General features: G+C 68.9%; 15 protein-coding genes, 1 tRNA gene and 1 pseudogene. 12 read left to right on the top strand and 5 right to left on the bottom strand.

Annotated features, from left to right (window positions below; genetic code table 11):
- The first annotated feature begins 57 nt into the window (after positions 1-57).
- The 6 genes and pseudogenes from AB0I18_RS23485 (at position 58) to rdgB (ending at position 3709) form a co-directional block, all read left to right on the top strand.
- Entirely contained in the window at positions 58-291 is a 234-nt protein-coding gene (locus AB0I18_RS23485; RefSeq protein ID WP_363107508.1) for a PTS glucose/sucrose transporter subunit IIB, read from the top strand.
- Between the two features lie 107 nt (positions 292-398).
- The gene (gene rph / locus AB0I18_RS23480; RefSeq protein WP_363107507.1) at positions 399-1136 is read left to right on the top strand and encodes a ribonuclease PH; all 738 of its coding nucleotides are present in this window, start codon (positions 399-401) and stop codon (positions 1134-1136) included.
- Between the two features lie 147 nt (positions 1137-1283).
- Positions 1284-1688, top strand: a complete 405-nt coding sequence (locus AB0I18_RS23475) for a hypothetical protein (RefSeq protein ID WP_363107506.1) — start codon at positions 1284-1286, stop codon at positions 1686-1688.
- Between the two features lie 73 nt (positions 1689-1761).
- Positions 1762-2430, top strand: a pseudogene (locus tag AB0I18_RS23470) (IS5 family transposase).
- Positions 2431-2471: 41 nt separating this feature from the next.
- Positions 2472-2996, top strand: a complete 525-nt coding sequence (locus AB0I18_RS23465; RefSeq protein WP_363107505.1) for an ATP-binding protein — start codon at positions 2472-2474, stop codon at positions 2994-2996.
- Positions 2997-3106: 110 nt separating this feature from the next.
- Positions 3107-3709, top strand: coding sequence for an RdgB/HAM1 family non-canonical purine NTP pyrophosphatase (gene rdgB / locus AB0I18_RS23460; RefSeq protein ID WP_363107504.1), 603 nt, complete (start codon positions 3107-3109; stop codon positions 3707-3709).
- Positions 3710-3765: 56 nt separating this feature from the next.
- On the opposite strand, the gene AB0I18_RS23455 is transcribed toward rdgB, so the two are convergent.
- The 4 genes from AB0I18_RS23455 to bcp form a co-directional block, all read right to left on the bottom strand.
- Positions 3766-3841 (bottom strand) — tRNA-Leu (locus AB0I18_RS23455).
- Between the two features lie 55 nt (positions 3842-3896).
- A complete protein-coding gene (locus AB0I18_RS23450; RefSeq protein WP_363107503.1) occupies positions 3897-4559 on the bottom strand; it encodes an HNH endonuclease in 663 nt (220 codons plus the stop codon).
- Positions 4556-5209: an HNH endonuclease signature motif containing protein gene (locus AB0I18_RS23445; protein ID WP_363107502.1), complete on the bottom strand. Its 654-nt coding sequence runs from the start codon at positions 5207-5209 to the stop codon at positions 4556-4558. Before AB0I18_RS23445 ends, AB0I18_RS23450 begins: the two co-directional genes overlap by 4 nt.
- 157 nt (positions 5210-5366) lie before the next feature.
- Positions 5367-5834: a thioredoxin-dependent thiol peroxidase gene (gene bcp, locus AB0I18_RS23440; protein WP_363107501.1), complete on the bottom strand. Its 468-nt coding sequence runs from the start codon at positions 5832-5834 to the stop codon at positions 5367-5369.
- A 155-nt stretch (positions 5835-5989) separates the two neighbouring features.
- Here bcp and AB0I18_RS23435 point away from each other — a divergent pair, with 155 nt between their 5' ends.
- The gene (locus AB0I18_RS23435) at positions 5990-6328 is read left to right on the top strand and encodes a DUF3618 domain-containing protein (protein WP_363107500.1); all 339 of its coding nucleotides are present in this window, start codon (positions 5990-5992) and stop codon (positions 6326-6328) included.
- A gap of 90 nt (positions 6329-6418) precedes the next feature.
- Positions 6419-6760 carry a co-chaperone GroES gene (locus tag AB0I18_RS23430; protein ID WP_363107499.1) on the top strand — a complete coding sequence of 114 codons (342 nt, stop codon included), beginning with the start codon at positions 6419-6421 and terminating at the stop codon, positions 6758-6760.
- A 98-nt stretch (positions 6761-6858) separates the two neighbouring features.
- Here AB0I18_RS23430 and AB0I18_RS23425 read toward each other — a convergent pair whose 3' ends face one another.
- The gene (locus AB0I18_RS23425) at positions 6859-9324 is read right to left on the bottom strand and encodes a transglycosylase domain-containing protein (RefSeq protein ID WP_363107498.1); all 2466 of its coding nucleotides are present in this window, start codon (positions 9322-9324) and stop codon (positions 6859-6861) included.
- A 261-nt stretch (positions 9325-9585) separates the two neighbouring features.
- Here AB0I18_RS23425 and AB0I18_RS23420 point away from each other — a divergent pair, with 261 nt between their 5' ends.
- From AB0I18_RS23420 to AB0I18_RS23405, 4 genes are read left to right on the top strand one after another with little or no spacing between them, the layout of a single operon-like run.
- A complete protein-coding gene (locus AB0I18_RS23420) occupies positions 9586-10395 on the top strand; it encodes an ABC-2 family transporter protein (protein WP_363107497.1) in 810 nt (269 codons plus the stop codon).
- Positions 10388-11230: an ABC transporter permease gene (locus AB0I18_RS23415; protein ID WP_363107496.1), complete on the top strand. Its 843-nt coding sequence runs from the start codon at positions 10388-10390 to the stop codon at positions 11228-11230. Before AB0I18_RS23420 ends, AB0I18_RS23415 begins: the two co-directional genes overlap by 8 nt.
- 5 nt (positions 11231-11235) lie before the next feature.
- Positions 11236-12216 carry an ABC transporter ATP-binding protein gene (locus AB0I18_RS23410; RefSeq protein WP_363107495.1) on the top strand — a complete coding sequence of 327 codons (981 nt, stop codon included), beginning with the start codon at positions 11236-11238 and terminating at the stop codon, positions 12214-12216.
- Positions 12217-12226: 10 nt separating this feature from the next.
- A complete protein-coding gene (locus tag AB0I18_RS23405; protein ID WP_363107494.1) occupies positions 12227-13213 on the top strand; it encodes a DUF1707 domain-containing protein in 987 nt (328 codons plus the stop codon).
- Positions 13214-13294: the final 81 nt, after the last annotated feature.

Raw genomic sequence — 13294 nt, 5'->3', positions numbered from 1 at the left:
AAGATGGGCCAACTGTGGGTTACTGCGACAAAGCGGTTCGGATCAGGGAGACAGGACATGGCCACCAAGGCTGAGAAGATCGTCGCCGGGCTCGGCGGCATCGACAACATCGAAGAGGTCGAGGGCTGCATCACCCGGCTGCGCACCGAGGTCGTCGACCCGAGCAAGGTGGACGAGGTCGCCCTGAAGGCCGCGGGCGCCCACGGCGTCGTCAAGATGGGCACGGCGATCCAGGTCGTCATCGGCACGGACGCGGACCCGATCGCCGCGGACATCGAGGACATGATGTGAACGAGGTGAGTCGCCGGACTCGCTGAAGCTCACCGGGGTTCACCCCTGAAGGGCCGCTTCCGTTACCGGGGGCGGCCCTTCACCCGTATACGACTAGGCTCAACGCCATGTCTCGAATCGACGGCCGCACGCCCGAACAGCTCCGCCCGATCACCATCGAACGCGGCTGGAGCAAGCACGCCGAGGGCTCCGTCCTCGTCTCCTTCGGCGACACGAAGGTCTTCTGCACCGCCTCCGTCACCGAGGGCGTCCCGCGCTGGCGCAAGGGAAGCGGCGAGGGCTGGGTCACCGCCGAGTACTCCATGCTGCCCCGCGCCACCAACACCCGCGGCGACCGCGAATCCGTCCGCGGCAAGATCGGCGGCCGCACGCACGAGATCAGCCGCCTCATCGGCCGCTCCCTGCGCGCGGTCATCGACTACAAGGCGCTCGGCGAGAACACCATCGTCCTCGACTGCGACGTCCTCCAGGCCGACGGCGGCACCCGCACCGCCGCCATCACCGGCGCGTACGTCGCCCTCGCCGACGCCATCTCCTGGGCCCAGGGCAAGAAGATCATCAGGGCCGGCCGCCAGCCCCTCACCGGAACGGTCTCGGCCGTCTCGGTCGGCATCGTCGGCGGGGTCACCCTCCTCGACCTCTGCTACGAGGAGGACGTGCGCGCAGACACCGACATGAACGTCGTCTGCACCGGCGACGGACGGTTCGTCGAGGTCCAGGGCACCGCGGAGGCCGAGCCGTTCGCCCGCGACGAGCTCAACTCCCTGCTGGACCTGGCCGTTCAGGGCTGCACGGAACTCGCTGTCGCCCAGCACAAGGCACTTGATACGGTCCTGGAAAGGTAAAGGACGCACCAAGGCAGCCGCGCGCCGCGGGCAACCACGGCACGGGCCGCCGCGTCCCTACGAGTACGGGTGCACGGCGGACCGCCGCTGTGCGCCCGGCCAGAACAAACGGGGCCCGTGGGGCCTGCCAAACGGGAGGACCGTTCCATGGCCGCGAGCCGCCGCCGACACCGCCGTATCACCGCCATCGCCGCCACCGTGGCCGCCGTCGCACTGACGGCCGGCCTGACCACCGGCTGTGACGCCGTCAACAAGGCCCTGGACTGCGTCCAGACCGCCGACACCATCGCCGACAGCGTCACCGACCTCCAGCAGGCCGTCGAGAACGCGGCGAACGACCCGACGCAGGCCGACGAGGCGCTCGACTCGATCGACAAGAACCTCGACACGATCGGCGACAAGACCGACGACACGGACATCAACAAGGCCGTGGACGACCTCCAGACGGCGGTCACCAACGTCCGCGAGTCCATCAAGGCCGGCGACGCGACGCCCGACATCAGCCCGGTGACGGACGCGGCGGGCGAACTGACGAAGGTCTGCACGCCGTAACGGAGCCGGGCTCTGGCCAGGGTCTGTCCGACGGATCTTGTGACCGTTTTGGTCTCGGTTCGTTGGCAGGCTCATGGGGCGGGGAGATCTCACAAGCGACGAATGGGTCCGGCTGAAACCGCATGTGCCGAAATCCGGGCTCTGTGGGGGACGTTGGGGCAGTCACCGCAGGATCATCAACGGGATCCTGTACCAGAACCGGACCGGGGTGCCGTGGCGGTGTCTGCCTACGCGTTTCGGCAAGCGGAAGACCGTGTACGAGCGGCATCGGCGATGGTCAGCGGATGGCACATAGGCCAGGCTCTTCGCGTCTGTCCTGGCCGATGCTGACGCGGAAGGCCGCATCGACTGGTCGATGGTGAGCGTGGACTCCACCTCCTGCCGGGCCCATCAGCACGCCGCCGGAGCACGCAAAACGCCTCCGAGGCTGCCGGGGAAAGACGCGCGCCTCGGCAGCACCGCCCCGGTGAGGGCGTACTCCTCCCGACGCAACCGCCGCTCCCCGCGACGTCGCCAGATCAAGCACACGATCCCCGAGCCGAAGAACCAGCGGGCCAACCGCCAACGCCGCGGCAGCAAGGGCGGCCGGCCCGCCGGCTTCGACAAGACGATCTACAAGCGCAGGAACGAAGTTGAGCGAACGGTCAACGCGCTGAAGAGCTCCCGGGCCGTGGCCACGAGATTCGACAAGCGCGCCTACGTCTTCCATGGCACCGTCACCGTGGCTTCGATCCGCCTTTGACCCAGGCCGTGATCACTTGGCCTTCGTGACAAGATCTGGGCGTGACGACGTTGTTCCTGACGGTCGGTCTGCCAGGGGCCGGAAAGACCACGAGAGCGCGGCAGCTGGCCAAGGAGCACAGTGCGCTGCGGCTGACGCCGGATGAGTGGATGATCCCGCTGTTCGGTGATCCGCAGCCGGAAGGGAAGCGCGATGTGCTGGAAGGACGGCTGCTCTGGCTTGGTCTGGAGGCGCTGAAGCTGGGAACGAACGTGGTCCTGGATTTCGGATGCTGGTCTCGTGACGAGAGGTCCGCGATCCGCTGGTTGGTGATGTCTGTGGGCGCGTCCTGTCACCTTGTGTACGTGCCGGTGGACCATGAGACCCAACGTGCTCGGATCTCCCATCGCCAGTCGACCGCCCCTGATCAGACCTTCGCGATGAGCGAGACGGACCTCATGCACTGGAGGACGCTGTTCGAGGAGCCCGACGCCACGGAACTCGATGGACATGAGGTTGGAGGTCCGCCTCCCGGGTGGTCAGGATGGCTGGAGTGGGCCGCCGATCGGTGGCCATCGCTCGCGTGACTGTCCGGCCAACCTTGATGCGGCCCAGTAGCGCAGCCGTGCCAGGAGCGCCGGGCCCGGAAAGATCCGCCGGACAGGCCCCAGCTCGGACTCTGGCTAGGCTGAGCCCCATGAGCCGCCTGATCCTCGCCACCCGCAACGCCGGAAAGATCACCGAGTTGAGGGCGATCCTCGTCGCCGCAGGTCTCCATCACGACCTCGTCGGCGCGGACGCCTACCCGGACATCCCCGACGTCAAGGAAACCGGCGTCACCTTCGCAGAGAACGCCCTCCTCAAGGCCCACGCCCTGGCCCGGGCCACTGGCCTCCCGGCCGTCGCCGACGACTCGGGCCTGTGCGTCGACGTCCTCGGCGGCGCCCCCGGCATCTTCTCCGCCCGCTGGTCCGGCGCCCACGGCGACGACCGCGCGAACCTCAAGCTCCTCCTCGACCAGCTGAGCGACATCGCCGACGAACACCGGGCGGCCCACTTCGCCTGCGCCGCCGCCCTCGCCCTCCCGGACGGCACGGAACGGGTAGTGGAGGGCCGCCTCCGCGGCACCCTCCGCCACACCCCCGTCGGCGCCAACGGTTTCGGCTACGACCCGATCCTCCAGCCGGACGGCGACACGCGCACGTGCGCGGAACTGACCCCGGAGGAGAAGAACGCGATCAGCCATCGGGGGAAGGCGTTCAGGGGGCTGGTGCCGGTGGTGCGGGAGTTGGTGGGTTGAGGGATGTCTACGGCGAAGGCCCGGCTCGCGGGATGCGCGAGCCGGGCCTTCGGCTTTGGTGCGCCCGGTCGGATTCGAACCGACAGACACGACCACCTAAAGATCGCCGCTCAGCCGTTGGCGCACGGGCGCGTGTACCGCGCCCCACTTTACTGGGCGAAGCCGACCGTCGGTGAGGGGAGGCCGATTACGGGCGTCGTCGTCGACCACCCCGGCACCAGGTGCTGGTGATCGCGTGACAGTTCGGGCAAAGCAGCCGCAGATTCTCCCGCCGGTCGTCGCTCCAGTCTCCGTTGATGTGATCGACCTCCAACGTCATCGGATCGCCGAGCCACTCCGGGCCAGTGCCGCACGCGGCGCATTCGTCCGGCACTCCGATTTCGCGAAGCGCTCGCCGGAGTAGTGGCGTCTTTGTACGGCGCCTGCCGCCGTGCTTCACGAGCAGTTCCTCTGGCCGTTTCAGCGGTGTCGGGCCGGGCTTCCCGCGTTGATGCGCCTGCCCCAGGAAGTGCGAGGTGTCGATGCCGTAAGCGGCGGCCAACTGGGGAAGCTGCGCGCGTAGCCACGAGTGGTCCGAGCGTTGCAGCAGCCGGAGAACTCCGGCAATGGATATGGACTGTGCGACCGCTTGCCGTAGCTCGCTCTCGCTGGGCGGGTCCTGAGGACCATGCCGACGCTTGCGGGGGAAGTGTGAGATGTCGATCCCGAAGTGCTCGAAGCGTTTGTAGAGGTGTGGACGGAGATTTCCGTAAGGCCGGGTGCCCAAGAGGGTGATGACCTCGTCGATGTCGGAGCACTGCGCGGCGGCCTGGACCAGTCGCTCGCGGGTGTACTGCACGCCGTTGCTCATGATCCGCCGCTCTTGGTGCGCCTTTTGGCGCGTCCTCGGTAACTGTCCGTCGTCGAGTGGCAGTTGGGGCAGAGGAACCGGAGATTCTCGATGCGGTTGTCACGCCAGTTGCCGTCGATGTGGTCGACCTCCAGGGGGAGTGGGTGTCCTCGCCAGACCGGTTCCGTACTGCAGCGTGCGCAACGCTCCGACACTCCCAGGGCTGTCATCGCCCATCTGATGCGGTCGCTCGGGATGCGTCGGGCGTGGGCAGCCGCCTGCTCCACGAGCACGGCTTCCGGTGTCCGGGGGCGTTTGGTCTCCCCTCGTCGGGACGGTGCCTGGAAGTGCGAGGTGTCGATGCCGTAAGTCTTGATGCGGCGGCTGATGTGCGTGTGGTGACCGCCGACGACCTCAAGTCCGAGACGGCGGAGCACCTCGCACATGTTTGTCGATGCCGTGACGGCCGCTGCAAGGATTTCTCTCGTCCATCGCACCCCCTCCCGCTCGAAATGGGACGTGTCCACCCCCAACTTCTTCATGCGCCCCCGGATGTAATCCCGCGTCGAACTCCTCGCATCCACCCCCAGCTTCCCCAACGCCTCCGACAGCGTCCGCGACGAACTCGCCGCCTCCTCCAGGCGCTCCCTGGTGTACGGACTGACTGGCACCGTTCCCCTCCGTTCCGGCCGCGCGTTCGCAACCTCGTACGGAGTATCGAACCGTTTATCGGATGGTCACGTCCGGAATATGGAATGGCCCGCACCGCTTTTCGCGGGCGGGCCGTTCCAGCGCCGGGGAGCGCCTGAGGGCGCGAACCGGTGGGGCTCAGATCTCCAGGTCCTTGATGATCTTCGCTACGTGGCCGGCCGCACGGACGTTGTAGAGGGCTCGCTCGACCTTGCCCTCCTCGTCCACGATGATCGTGGAGCGGATGACGCCCATGTAGGTCTTGCCGTAGTTCTTCTTTTCGCCGTAGGCGGCGTAGGACTCGATGACCGTCTTGTCGGGGTCGCCGACCAGGGTGACCTTCAGGGACTCCTTCTCGCGGAACTTGGCGAGCTTTTCGGGCTTGTCGGGGGAGACGCCGATGACGTCGTAGCCGGCGCCCGCCAGGACGTCGAGGTTGTCGGTGAAGTCGCAGGCCTGCTTCGTGCAGCCGGGGGTCAGGGCGGCGGGGTAGAAGTAGACGATGACCTTGCGGCCCTTGTGGGCGGCCAGGGAGACCTCGTTGCCGTCGGCGTCGGGCAGGGTGAAGGCGGGGGCGGTGTCGCCGGGCTGGAGTCGCTCGCTCATCTCGGTTCGGTCTCCTTGCGGGGTGGTGGATACGCACCCGAGCGTAATGGGGGTGCCGAGCGGTGCGCGGCGAGCGGAGCTGACAGACTGTCGACCAGAGAAAAGGCCGATGAGAACAGGCCACCGGAAAACGACCACGACCACGGAGGCAGCGCGTGTCGGACACGTCGAGCTCGCCGGACACCAGGACTCCGGCGCAGATCGAGGCGGACATCAAACGCCGTCGCGAAACCCTTGCCGAGACGCTCGACGAGATCGGTGTGCGGGTGCACCCGAAGACCATCGTCGGGGACGCCAAGGCGAAGGTGGCGTCCAGCATCGACCACTCGCTGGGGCGTGCCTACGTCGGCGTCAACCGGATCGTCGGCGATGTGAAGGGGCAGTTCGTCACGGAGGAGGGGGCGCCCCGGCTGGAGCGGGTCGTGCCCGTGGCCCTCGTGGTGGTCGGCCTCGTCGGCCTGTTCGCGGTGGGCTCGCGGCGCCGCAGGGGCTGACCGCGCCCGCGTCCGGTCGGCGGCCCTCGTCGGCACCTCACCCGCACCCACCCACGTACGTGCTCCGCAAAGCCAGGTAGGTTCGTTGACGTGAGCGAGAAGACCCATCACGACAAGCTGCCCATCCGGATGCTGCACGACCGCGTGCTCGTGCGGCAGGACACCGCCGAGGGGGAGCGCCGCTCCGGCGGCGGCATTCTGATTCCCGCGACCGCGGCCGTCGGCCGGCGGCTCGCCTGGGCCGAGGTCGTCGCGGTCGGGCAGAACGTACGGACCGTCGAGCCGGGCGACCGCGTCCTGTACGACCCGGAGGACCTGGCCGAGGTCGAGGTGCGCGGCACCGCGTACGTGCTGATGCGCGAGCGGGACCTGCACGCCGTGGCGGCGGACCGGTTCGAGGGCTCCGAGGACTCGACGGGGCTGTACCTCTAGAGCAGCGAGACACCAGAAGGGGCCGGTGGCCATCGCCACCGGCCCCTTCCGGGCGATTACCGGCCCCTTCCGGGCGATTACCGGCCCCTTCCGGGCGACTAGGGGAGACCCCCGATGTCCGTGCCGTCCGTCGTTCCGCCACCGCCGTCCGTCGAGCCGTCGCCGCCGCCCGTGTTCGTCGTGCCGTCGCCGGTCGTGCCGCCCGCGCCGTCGGTGCCGCCGGTGGTGGTGCCGCCGTCCGTGGTGCCGCCGTCTCCGGTCGTGCCGCCGTCCGTGGTGGTGCCGCCGTCGGTCGTCGTGCCGCCGGTGTCGGTCGTGCCGCCGTCTCCGGTCGTGCCGCCGTCGGTCTGGCCGCCCTGGGTGGCGGGGGTCTCCTCGCCGCCGGTGGTTCCGCCGTTGTCCTGACCGGCCGTGGTGGGCTGTTCCGGTGTGGGGTCGGCCGGCGGGAGTTGCTGTTCGGCCGAGCCCTCCTGCACCTTCAGGTCGAACTCCTGGGCCGTGCTGCCCTTGAGCGCGGCCTTGGTGTACTGGGCCCAGATCTGCGCCGGGTAGCCGCCGCCGTTGATACGGGGCTGGCCGAGTGCTCCGTACAGCGACTTGTGCGCGCCGGTGTCCGGGTCCTGGCCCATGACGGCGACGACGGTGGCGAGGTTCGGGGTGTAGCCCGCGAACCAGGCCGCCGTGTCCTCCTCGGCGGTGCCGGTCTTACCCGCCGCGGGGCGGTCGGCGGCCTGCGCGGCCGTGCCGGTGCCGCCTTCGACGACGCTCTGCAGGACCGAGGTCGTGGTGTCGGCGGCCTCGCGGCTCACCGCCTGCCAGGTCTTGCGCTCGGGCAGGTCCACCACGTTCGCGCCGTCCTTGGTGATCTTCTCGATCATCGTGTACGTGCCGCGCTTGCCGTGGTTGGCGAGGGTCGCGTACGCCTCCGCCATGTCGAGGACGCTGGCCGTGGCCGGGCCGAGCGCGATCGACGGGGACGCCGTCAGGTCGGGGGTGTCGGACGGGATGCCCAGCCCGACGGCCGTCTTCTTGACCTTCTCCGGGTCGACGTCCACGGCCATCTGCGCGTACACGGAGTTCACGGACTTGTCGGTGGCGGTGCGGACCGAGACCGGGCCGTACGAGACCTGGTCCTCGTTCTCCGGGGCGTACGAGCCGCCCTCCCAGCCCTCCACGGGGCGCACGTTGTTGCCGTCGTAGACGGTGTTCGGGGTGATCGTGCGGCCGTCCTGGGTGGTCGAGTCGTTCTGGACGGCCGAGGTGAACACGAACGGCTTGAAGGTGGAGCCGACCTGGTAGTCCCGGCGGGTGGCGTTGTTGTAGTACTGCTTCGTGTAGTCGATGCCGCCGTACATCGCGAGGACCTTGCCGGTCTTGGGGTCGATGGAGGCGCCGCCCGCGCGGACGTAGTTGTCGACCTTGCGGTTCTTCTTGTCGAGCTCGTCCATCACCTGGTCGTCGACGGCCTTCACGAAGGCGTTCTGCTTGGGCTTCTGCAGGGTGGTCGTGATGCGGTAGCCGCCGGCGTTCAGCGTCTCCTCGTCGACGATCTTGTTGTCGATCAGGTAGTCGTTCACGGCCTTGACGATGTAGCCGCGCTGTCCTGACATCCCGGTCGCGATCACCGTCTGCTTGGGCTCGGGGAACTTGGTGCCGGCGCGGTCCGCCTCGCTCAGCCACTTCTTCTTGACCATGCCGTCGAGGACGTAGTTCCAGCGGGCCAGCGCGGCCGGCTTGTTCTCGGGGTGCGCGACGACGTCGTACTCGCTCGGCGCGTTCAGCAGCGCGGCCAGATAGGCGCCCTGCGCGGCCGTCAGGTCCTTGGCGTCGACTCCGTAGTAGGCCTGGGCGGCGGCCTGGATGCCGTACGCGTTGCGGCCGAAGTAGCTGGTGTTGAGGTAGCCCTCGAGGATGTCGGCCTTGCTCTTCTCGCGGTCCAGCTTGATGGAGATGAAGAACTCCTTCACCTTCCGGGTGACGGTCTGGTCCTGGGCCAGGTAGTAGTTCTTCACGTACTGCTGGGTGATCGTCGAGCCGGACTGCTTGCCCTTGCCGGTGGCGGTGTTCCAGCCGGCCCGGATCATCGCCTTGGGGTCGACGGCCGACTCGGTGTAGAAGTCCCGGTCCTCGGCGGCCAGCACCGCGTGCTGGGCGTCCTTGGAGATCAGGTCGAGCGTCACGCTCTCCCGGTTGACCTCACCGTCCCGGGCCAGCTGGCTGCCGTCCGCGTACAGGTAGACGTTGCTCTGCTTGATCGCGGCCGAGTTCGCCGACGGGATCTTGACCATGGTGTAGCCGAGTGCGAACAGGCCGATGAGCAGCAGGGTCACGATGACGAACGTGCCGAGCACGAACCGCCAGGTCGGGACCATCCGTCGCCAGCCGGTGCGCTTGGGCCGCTTGGGCTTCTTGCCTGGCGTGACCCCGGGCGGGACCTCGGTCGTCTCCCCGAATGCGTTCCCAGGTGTGTTCCCGGGTGTGTCCGGCGCCGCCGCGGAGGCGGCTTCCGGGTCTCTCGGTGCCCAGCCCTTGCTCGGCTGCTCTGGCTGCGGCTGGTCGTTCATGTTGTGCCGGACTCCCGTTTCGCTTTCGCGTCGTACGTCTCGTACGCCCTCGTACGCCTAGTGCGTCCCTCCTTGAAGACTGTCCCACCCGGCGAATCGTTCCCTGCTCGTGGCACGCGTCGTGTGCGGAAAATGCCTGGCACGGTGCACGGCCGCGCGACTAGGCTCCTGCGCTTTGGCTCAGAAGGCTTCGAGAAGGCTTGGAGAAGGCCTTCAGCAGGCATTCAGAACGCTCGGAACGGTCGAAGGGGGCCCGGCAAGGTGGGGACAGGGCGGTTGTACGCGGCCGTCGCGGCGAGCGGGTTCCGGCGGTACTCGACCTACCGGGTGGCGACCGCGGCGGGCGTGTTCACCAACACCGTCTTCGGGCTGATCCTGGCCTACACGTACATCGCGCTGTGGGACGAGCGGCCGGGCCTCGGCGGCTACGACCAGGCGCAGGCGCTGACGTACGTGTGGCTCGGGCAGGGGCTGCTCGCGGCGGTCGCGGTGATGGGCGGCGGCTTCGAGGACGAGATGATCGAGAGAATCCGTACGGGTGACATCGCGATCGACCTTTACCGGCCCGCGGATCTTCAGGCGTGGTGGCTGGCGGCGGACGCAGGGCGGGCCGCGTTCCAGTTGGCGGGGCGCGGGGTGGTACCGATCGCGTTCGGCGGGCTCGTCTTCCACATCGCGCTGCCGACCGATCCCGTGACCTGGCTGGCGTTCCTGGTCGCCGTCGTGCTCGGTCTCGTCGTGAGCTTCGCGATCCGCTATCTCGTGGCGCTGTCGGCGTTCTGGTTCATGGACGGCGCGGGCGTGCAGCAGCTGTCCGTGCTCACGGGCCTCTTCTTCTCCGGGATGGTGCTGCCGCTGAACGTCTTCCCGGGCGCGCTCGGCGAGGTGGCCCGCGCGCTGCCCTGGTCGGCGCTGCTCCAGGCGCCGGCCGACGTGCTGCTCGGCGAGCGCACGGGGTTCGGCCTGCTGCGTACGTACGCCTTCCAGGCCGCCTGGGCCGTCGGGCTGCTCGCGCTCGGCCGCCTGGTCCAGACGGCGGCGACGCGCAGGGTGGTGGTCCAGGGTGGCTGAGACCTCGTGGCCGACGTCGCGGACCTCGCGGGTGGTGGACGGGTTGCGCGCGTACCTGCTGATCGCCGGGATGTGGATCCGCTCCACGATGGCGTACCGCGCGTCCTTCGTGATGACCGCGTTCGGCAACTTCGCCGGCACCGCGCTCGACTTCGTCGCGATCCTGCTGATGTTCTCGCGGGTCGACGAGCTGGGCGGCTACTCGCTGGGCGAGGTGGCCTTCCTGTACGGGCTGTCCAGCGCCTCCTTCGGCCTGGCCGACCTGGCGCTCGGCTCGATGGACCGGCTCGGCGGGCGGGTGCGCGACGGCACGTTCGACACGCTGCTGGTGCGGCCGGTGCCGGTGCTGGCGCAGGTCGCCGCGGACCGGTTCGCGCTGCGCCGCCTGGGCCGGATCACGCAGGGGCTGCTGGTCCTCGGGTACGCGCTGGTCGTACTCGACATCGACTGGACCCCGGTGAAGCTGCTGATGATGCCGGTGATGGTGGTCAGCGGCGCCGGGATCTTCGCGGCGGTGTTCGTGGCGGGCGCGGCCTTCCAGTTCGTCGCCCAGGACGCGTCCCAGGTGCAGAACTCCTTCACGTACGGCGGCACCACCCTCCTCCAGTACCCGCCGACCGTCTTCGCGAAGGACCTGGTGCGCGGGGTGACCTTCGTACTGCCGCTCGCCTTCGTCAACTGGCTGCCCGCGCTGTACGTGCTGGGGCTGCCGTATCCGCTCGACCTGCCGGAGTGGGTCGCGTTCCTGCCGCCGCTGGTGGCGGTCGCCTGCTGTGCGCTCGCGGGGGTCGCCTGGCGTGCGGGTCTTCGTTCGTACCGGAGCACGGGAAGTTAGGGGACATGGGCATTTCAGGCGAGGGCGCGGCCTTCATCGAGCTCGACCGCGTCGAGAAGGTCTTCGACGTACGCAAGAAGACCGGCTTCCTGCGCAGTGAGCGGCATCAGGTGCGGGCGGTCGACTCGATCTCCTTCACCGTGCCGCGCGGCGAGATGGTGGGCTACATCGGGCCCAACGGCGCGGGCAAGTCCACCACCATCAAGATGCTGACCGGGATTCTGACGCCGAGCGGCGGACGGCTGCGGGTCGCGGGCATCGACCCGTCCCGCGAGCGCACCCGGCTCGCCCATCGCATCGGGGTGGTGTTCGGGCAGCGTACGACCCTGTGGTGGGACCTGCCGCTGATCGACTCGTACCGGCTGATGCGCCGCATGTACCGCATCCCCGACGCGCGGTACGCCGAGAATCTCGACCGGTGTGTCGAACTCCTCGAACTGGGCGCCCTGTTGGACGTGCCGGTGCGGCAGCTGTCGCTCGGGCAGCGGATGCGCGGGGACATCGCGGCGGCGCTGCTGCACGATCCGGAGGTGCTGTACCTGGACGAGCCGACGATCGGGCTCGACGTGATCAGCAAGGCGCGGGTGCGGGAGTTCCTGCGGGAGCTCAACGCCGAGCGCGGTACGACCGTGCTGCTCACCACGCACGACCTGACCGACATCGAGCAGCTGTGCCGGCGGGTGATGGTGATCGACCACGGACGCCTGATGTACGACGGGCCGCTGACCGGGCTGCACGAGATCGGCGAGAGCGAGCGGACGCTGGTGGTGGACCTGGAACGTGAACTTCCGCCCATCGAGGTCGAGTTGGCGCGCGTGGTGAAGGTCGAGGGGCCCCGGCAGTGGCTGGCCTTCCCGGCGGCGGAGTCGGCGGCGCCGCTGGTGGCGCGGATCGCAGCCGAGTATCCGCTGGTGGACCTGTCGGTGCGGGAACCGGACATCGAGGCGGTCATCAGCCGCATGTACGCGGAGAAGGCAACCTCGTAGGCTTCTGTCCATGACGGACGAACTCCCCGGCGGTCCTTCCGGCGGCTCTTCTGACGGATCCGACGGATCTCACGGATCTGACGGGTCCGACGGACTTCCCGAGCTGCGTGCCTCCGACGCCGACCGTGAGCAGGTGGCCGAAGTGCTGAGGGACGCCCTCGCGGAGGGCCGCCTCGACATGGAGGAGTTCGAGGAACGTCTTGAGGCGACGTACAAGGCGCGTACGTACAAGGAGTTGGCGCCGATCACCCGGGATCTGCCCGGGCCCGGGGTGGCCGCTCCCGCTCCCGTGGTGTCGATGGTCAAGCGGCCCGACGCCGGGACGGGGGACTGGGCGGGCCGGATCGTCGGGGGCGACGGCTCGTCCCAGTGGGGCGTGGCGATCATGTCGGGGTTCGAGCGCAAGGGGCGCTGGACCATGCCCAGGCGCTTCAACGCGTTCGCGTTCTGGGGCGGCGGGGCCATCGATCTGCGCGAGGCGGATTTCGCCGACGGCGAGGTGGTCGTCAACTGCGTCGCGATCATGGGCGGTCTGGACGTGATCGTGCCGCCCGGCGTCGAGGTCGTCGTCCGCGGGATCGGCATCATGGGCGGCTTCGACCACAGCCAGCAAGGCGTGCCGGGTGATCCGGGTGCCCCGCGCGTCATCGTGACCGGGTTCGCCTTCTGGGGTGGCGTCGGTGTCGAACGCAAGCTGACCAGGGCTGAGCGGCTCCGCCAGAAGGAGGAGCGGCGGTTGGAGAAGCTGGAGCGGAAGGCTGCCCGCCAGGAAGAGCTGGAGGAGAACAGGCGCCGGGCCCTGGAGGGGGCCGGCGCCTGGGATGAGCGTGACGACGGGCTGGACGAGGCGCGGGCCATCCATCGTGCCGCGATGGAGCAGCATCGGGAGATGTTGCGTCAGCATCGGGATGAGCGGCATGAGGAGCGGCGGGAACGGCGGGATGCGCGGCGTGATGAGCGGGATGAGCGGCGAGGTAACCGGCACGATCGGGACTGATCGCTTCCGCGGGTAGTGCCGTATAGCGCGGGCCGGCTGTGGCTGGTCGCGCCCACGCGGCGGAGCCGCAAATCGATACAG

Source organism: Streptomyces sp. NPDC050704 (assembly GCF_040654355.1).
Lineage (GTDB): Bacteria > Actinomycetota > Actinomycetes > Streptomycetales > Streptomycetaceae > Streptomyces.
Note: the sequence above shows the minus strand (reverse complement) of the source record. Positions and strands in the feature narration are given on the sequence as shown.

Excerpts from the sequence above, each read along its gene's own strand:
- AB0I18_RS23485 (WP_363107508.1), top strand. The coding sequence starts at position 58 with ATGGCCACCAAGGCTGAGAAGATCGTCGCCGGGCTCGGCGGCATCGAC.
- rph (WP_363107507.1), top strand. The coding sequence starts at position 399 with ATGTCTCGAATCGACGGCCGCACGCCCGAACAGCTCCGCCCGATCACC.
- AB0I18_RS23475 (WP_363107506.1), top strand. The coding sequence starts at position 1,284 with ATGGCCGCGAGCCGCCGCCGACACCGCCGTATCACCGCCATCGCCGCC.
- rdgB (WP_363107504.1), top strand. The coding sequence starts at position 3,107 with ATGAGCCGCCTGATCCTCGCCACCCGCAACGCCGGAAAGATCACCGAG.
- AB0I18_RS23450 (WP_363107503.1), bottom strand. The coding sequence starts at position 4,559 with ATGAGCAACGGCGTGCAGTACACCCGCGAGCGACTGGTCCAGGCCGCC.
- bcp (WP_363107501.1), bottom strand. The coding sequence starts at position 5,834 with ATGAGCGAGCGACTCCAGCCCGGCGACACCGCCCCCGCCTTCACCCTG.
- AB0I18_RS23425 (WP_363107498.1), bottom strand. The coding sequence starts at position 9,324 with ATGAACGACCAGCCGCAGCCAGAGCAGCCGAGCAAGGGCTGGGCACCG.
- AB0I18_RS23410 (WP_363107495.1), top strand. The coding sequence starts at position 11,236 with ATGGGCATTTCAGGCGAGGGCGCGGCCTTCATCGAGCTCGACCGCGTC.
- AB0I18_RS23405 (WP_363107494.1), top strand. The coding sequence starts at position 12,227 with ATGACGGACGAACTCCCCGGCGGTCCTTCCGGCGGCTCTTCTGACGGA.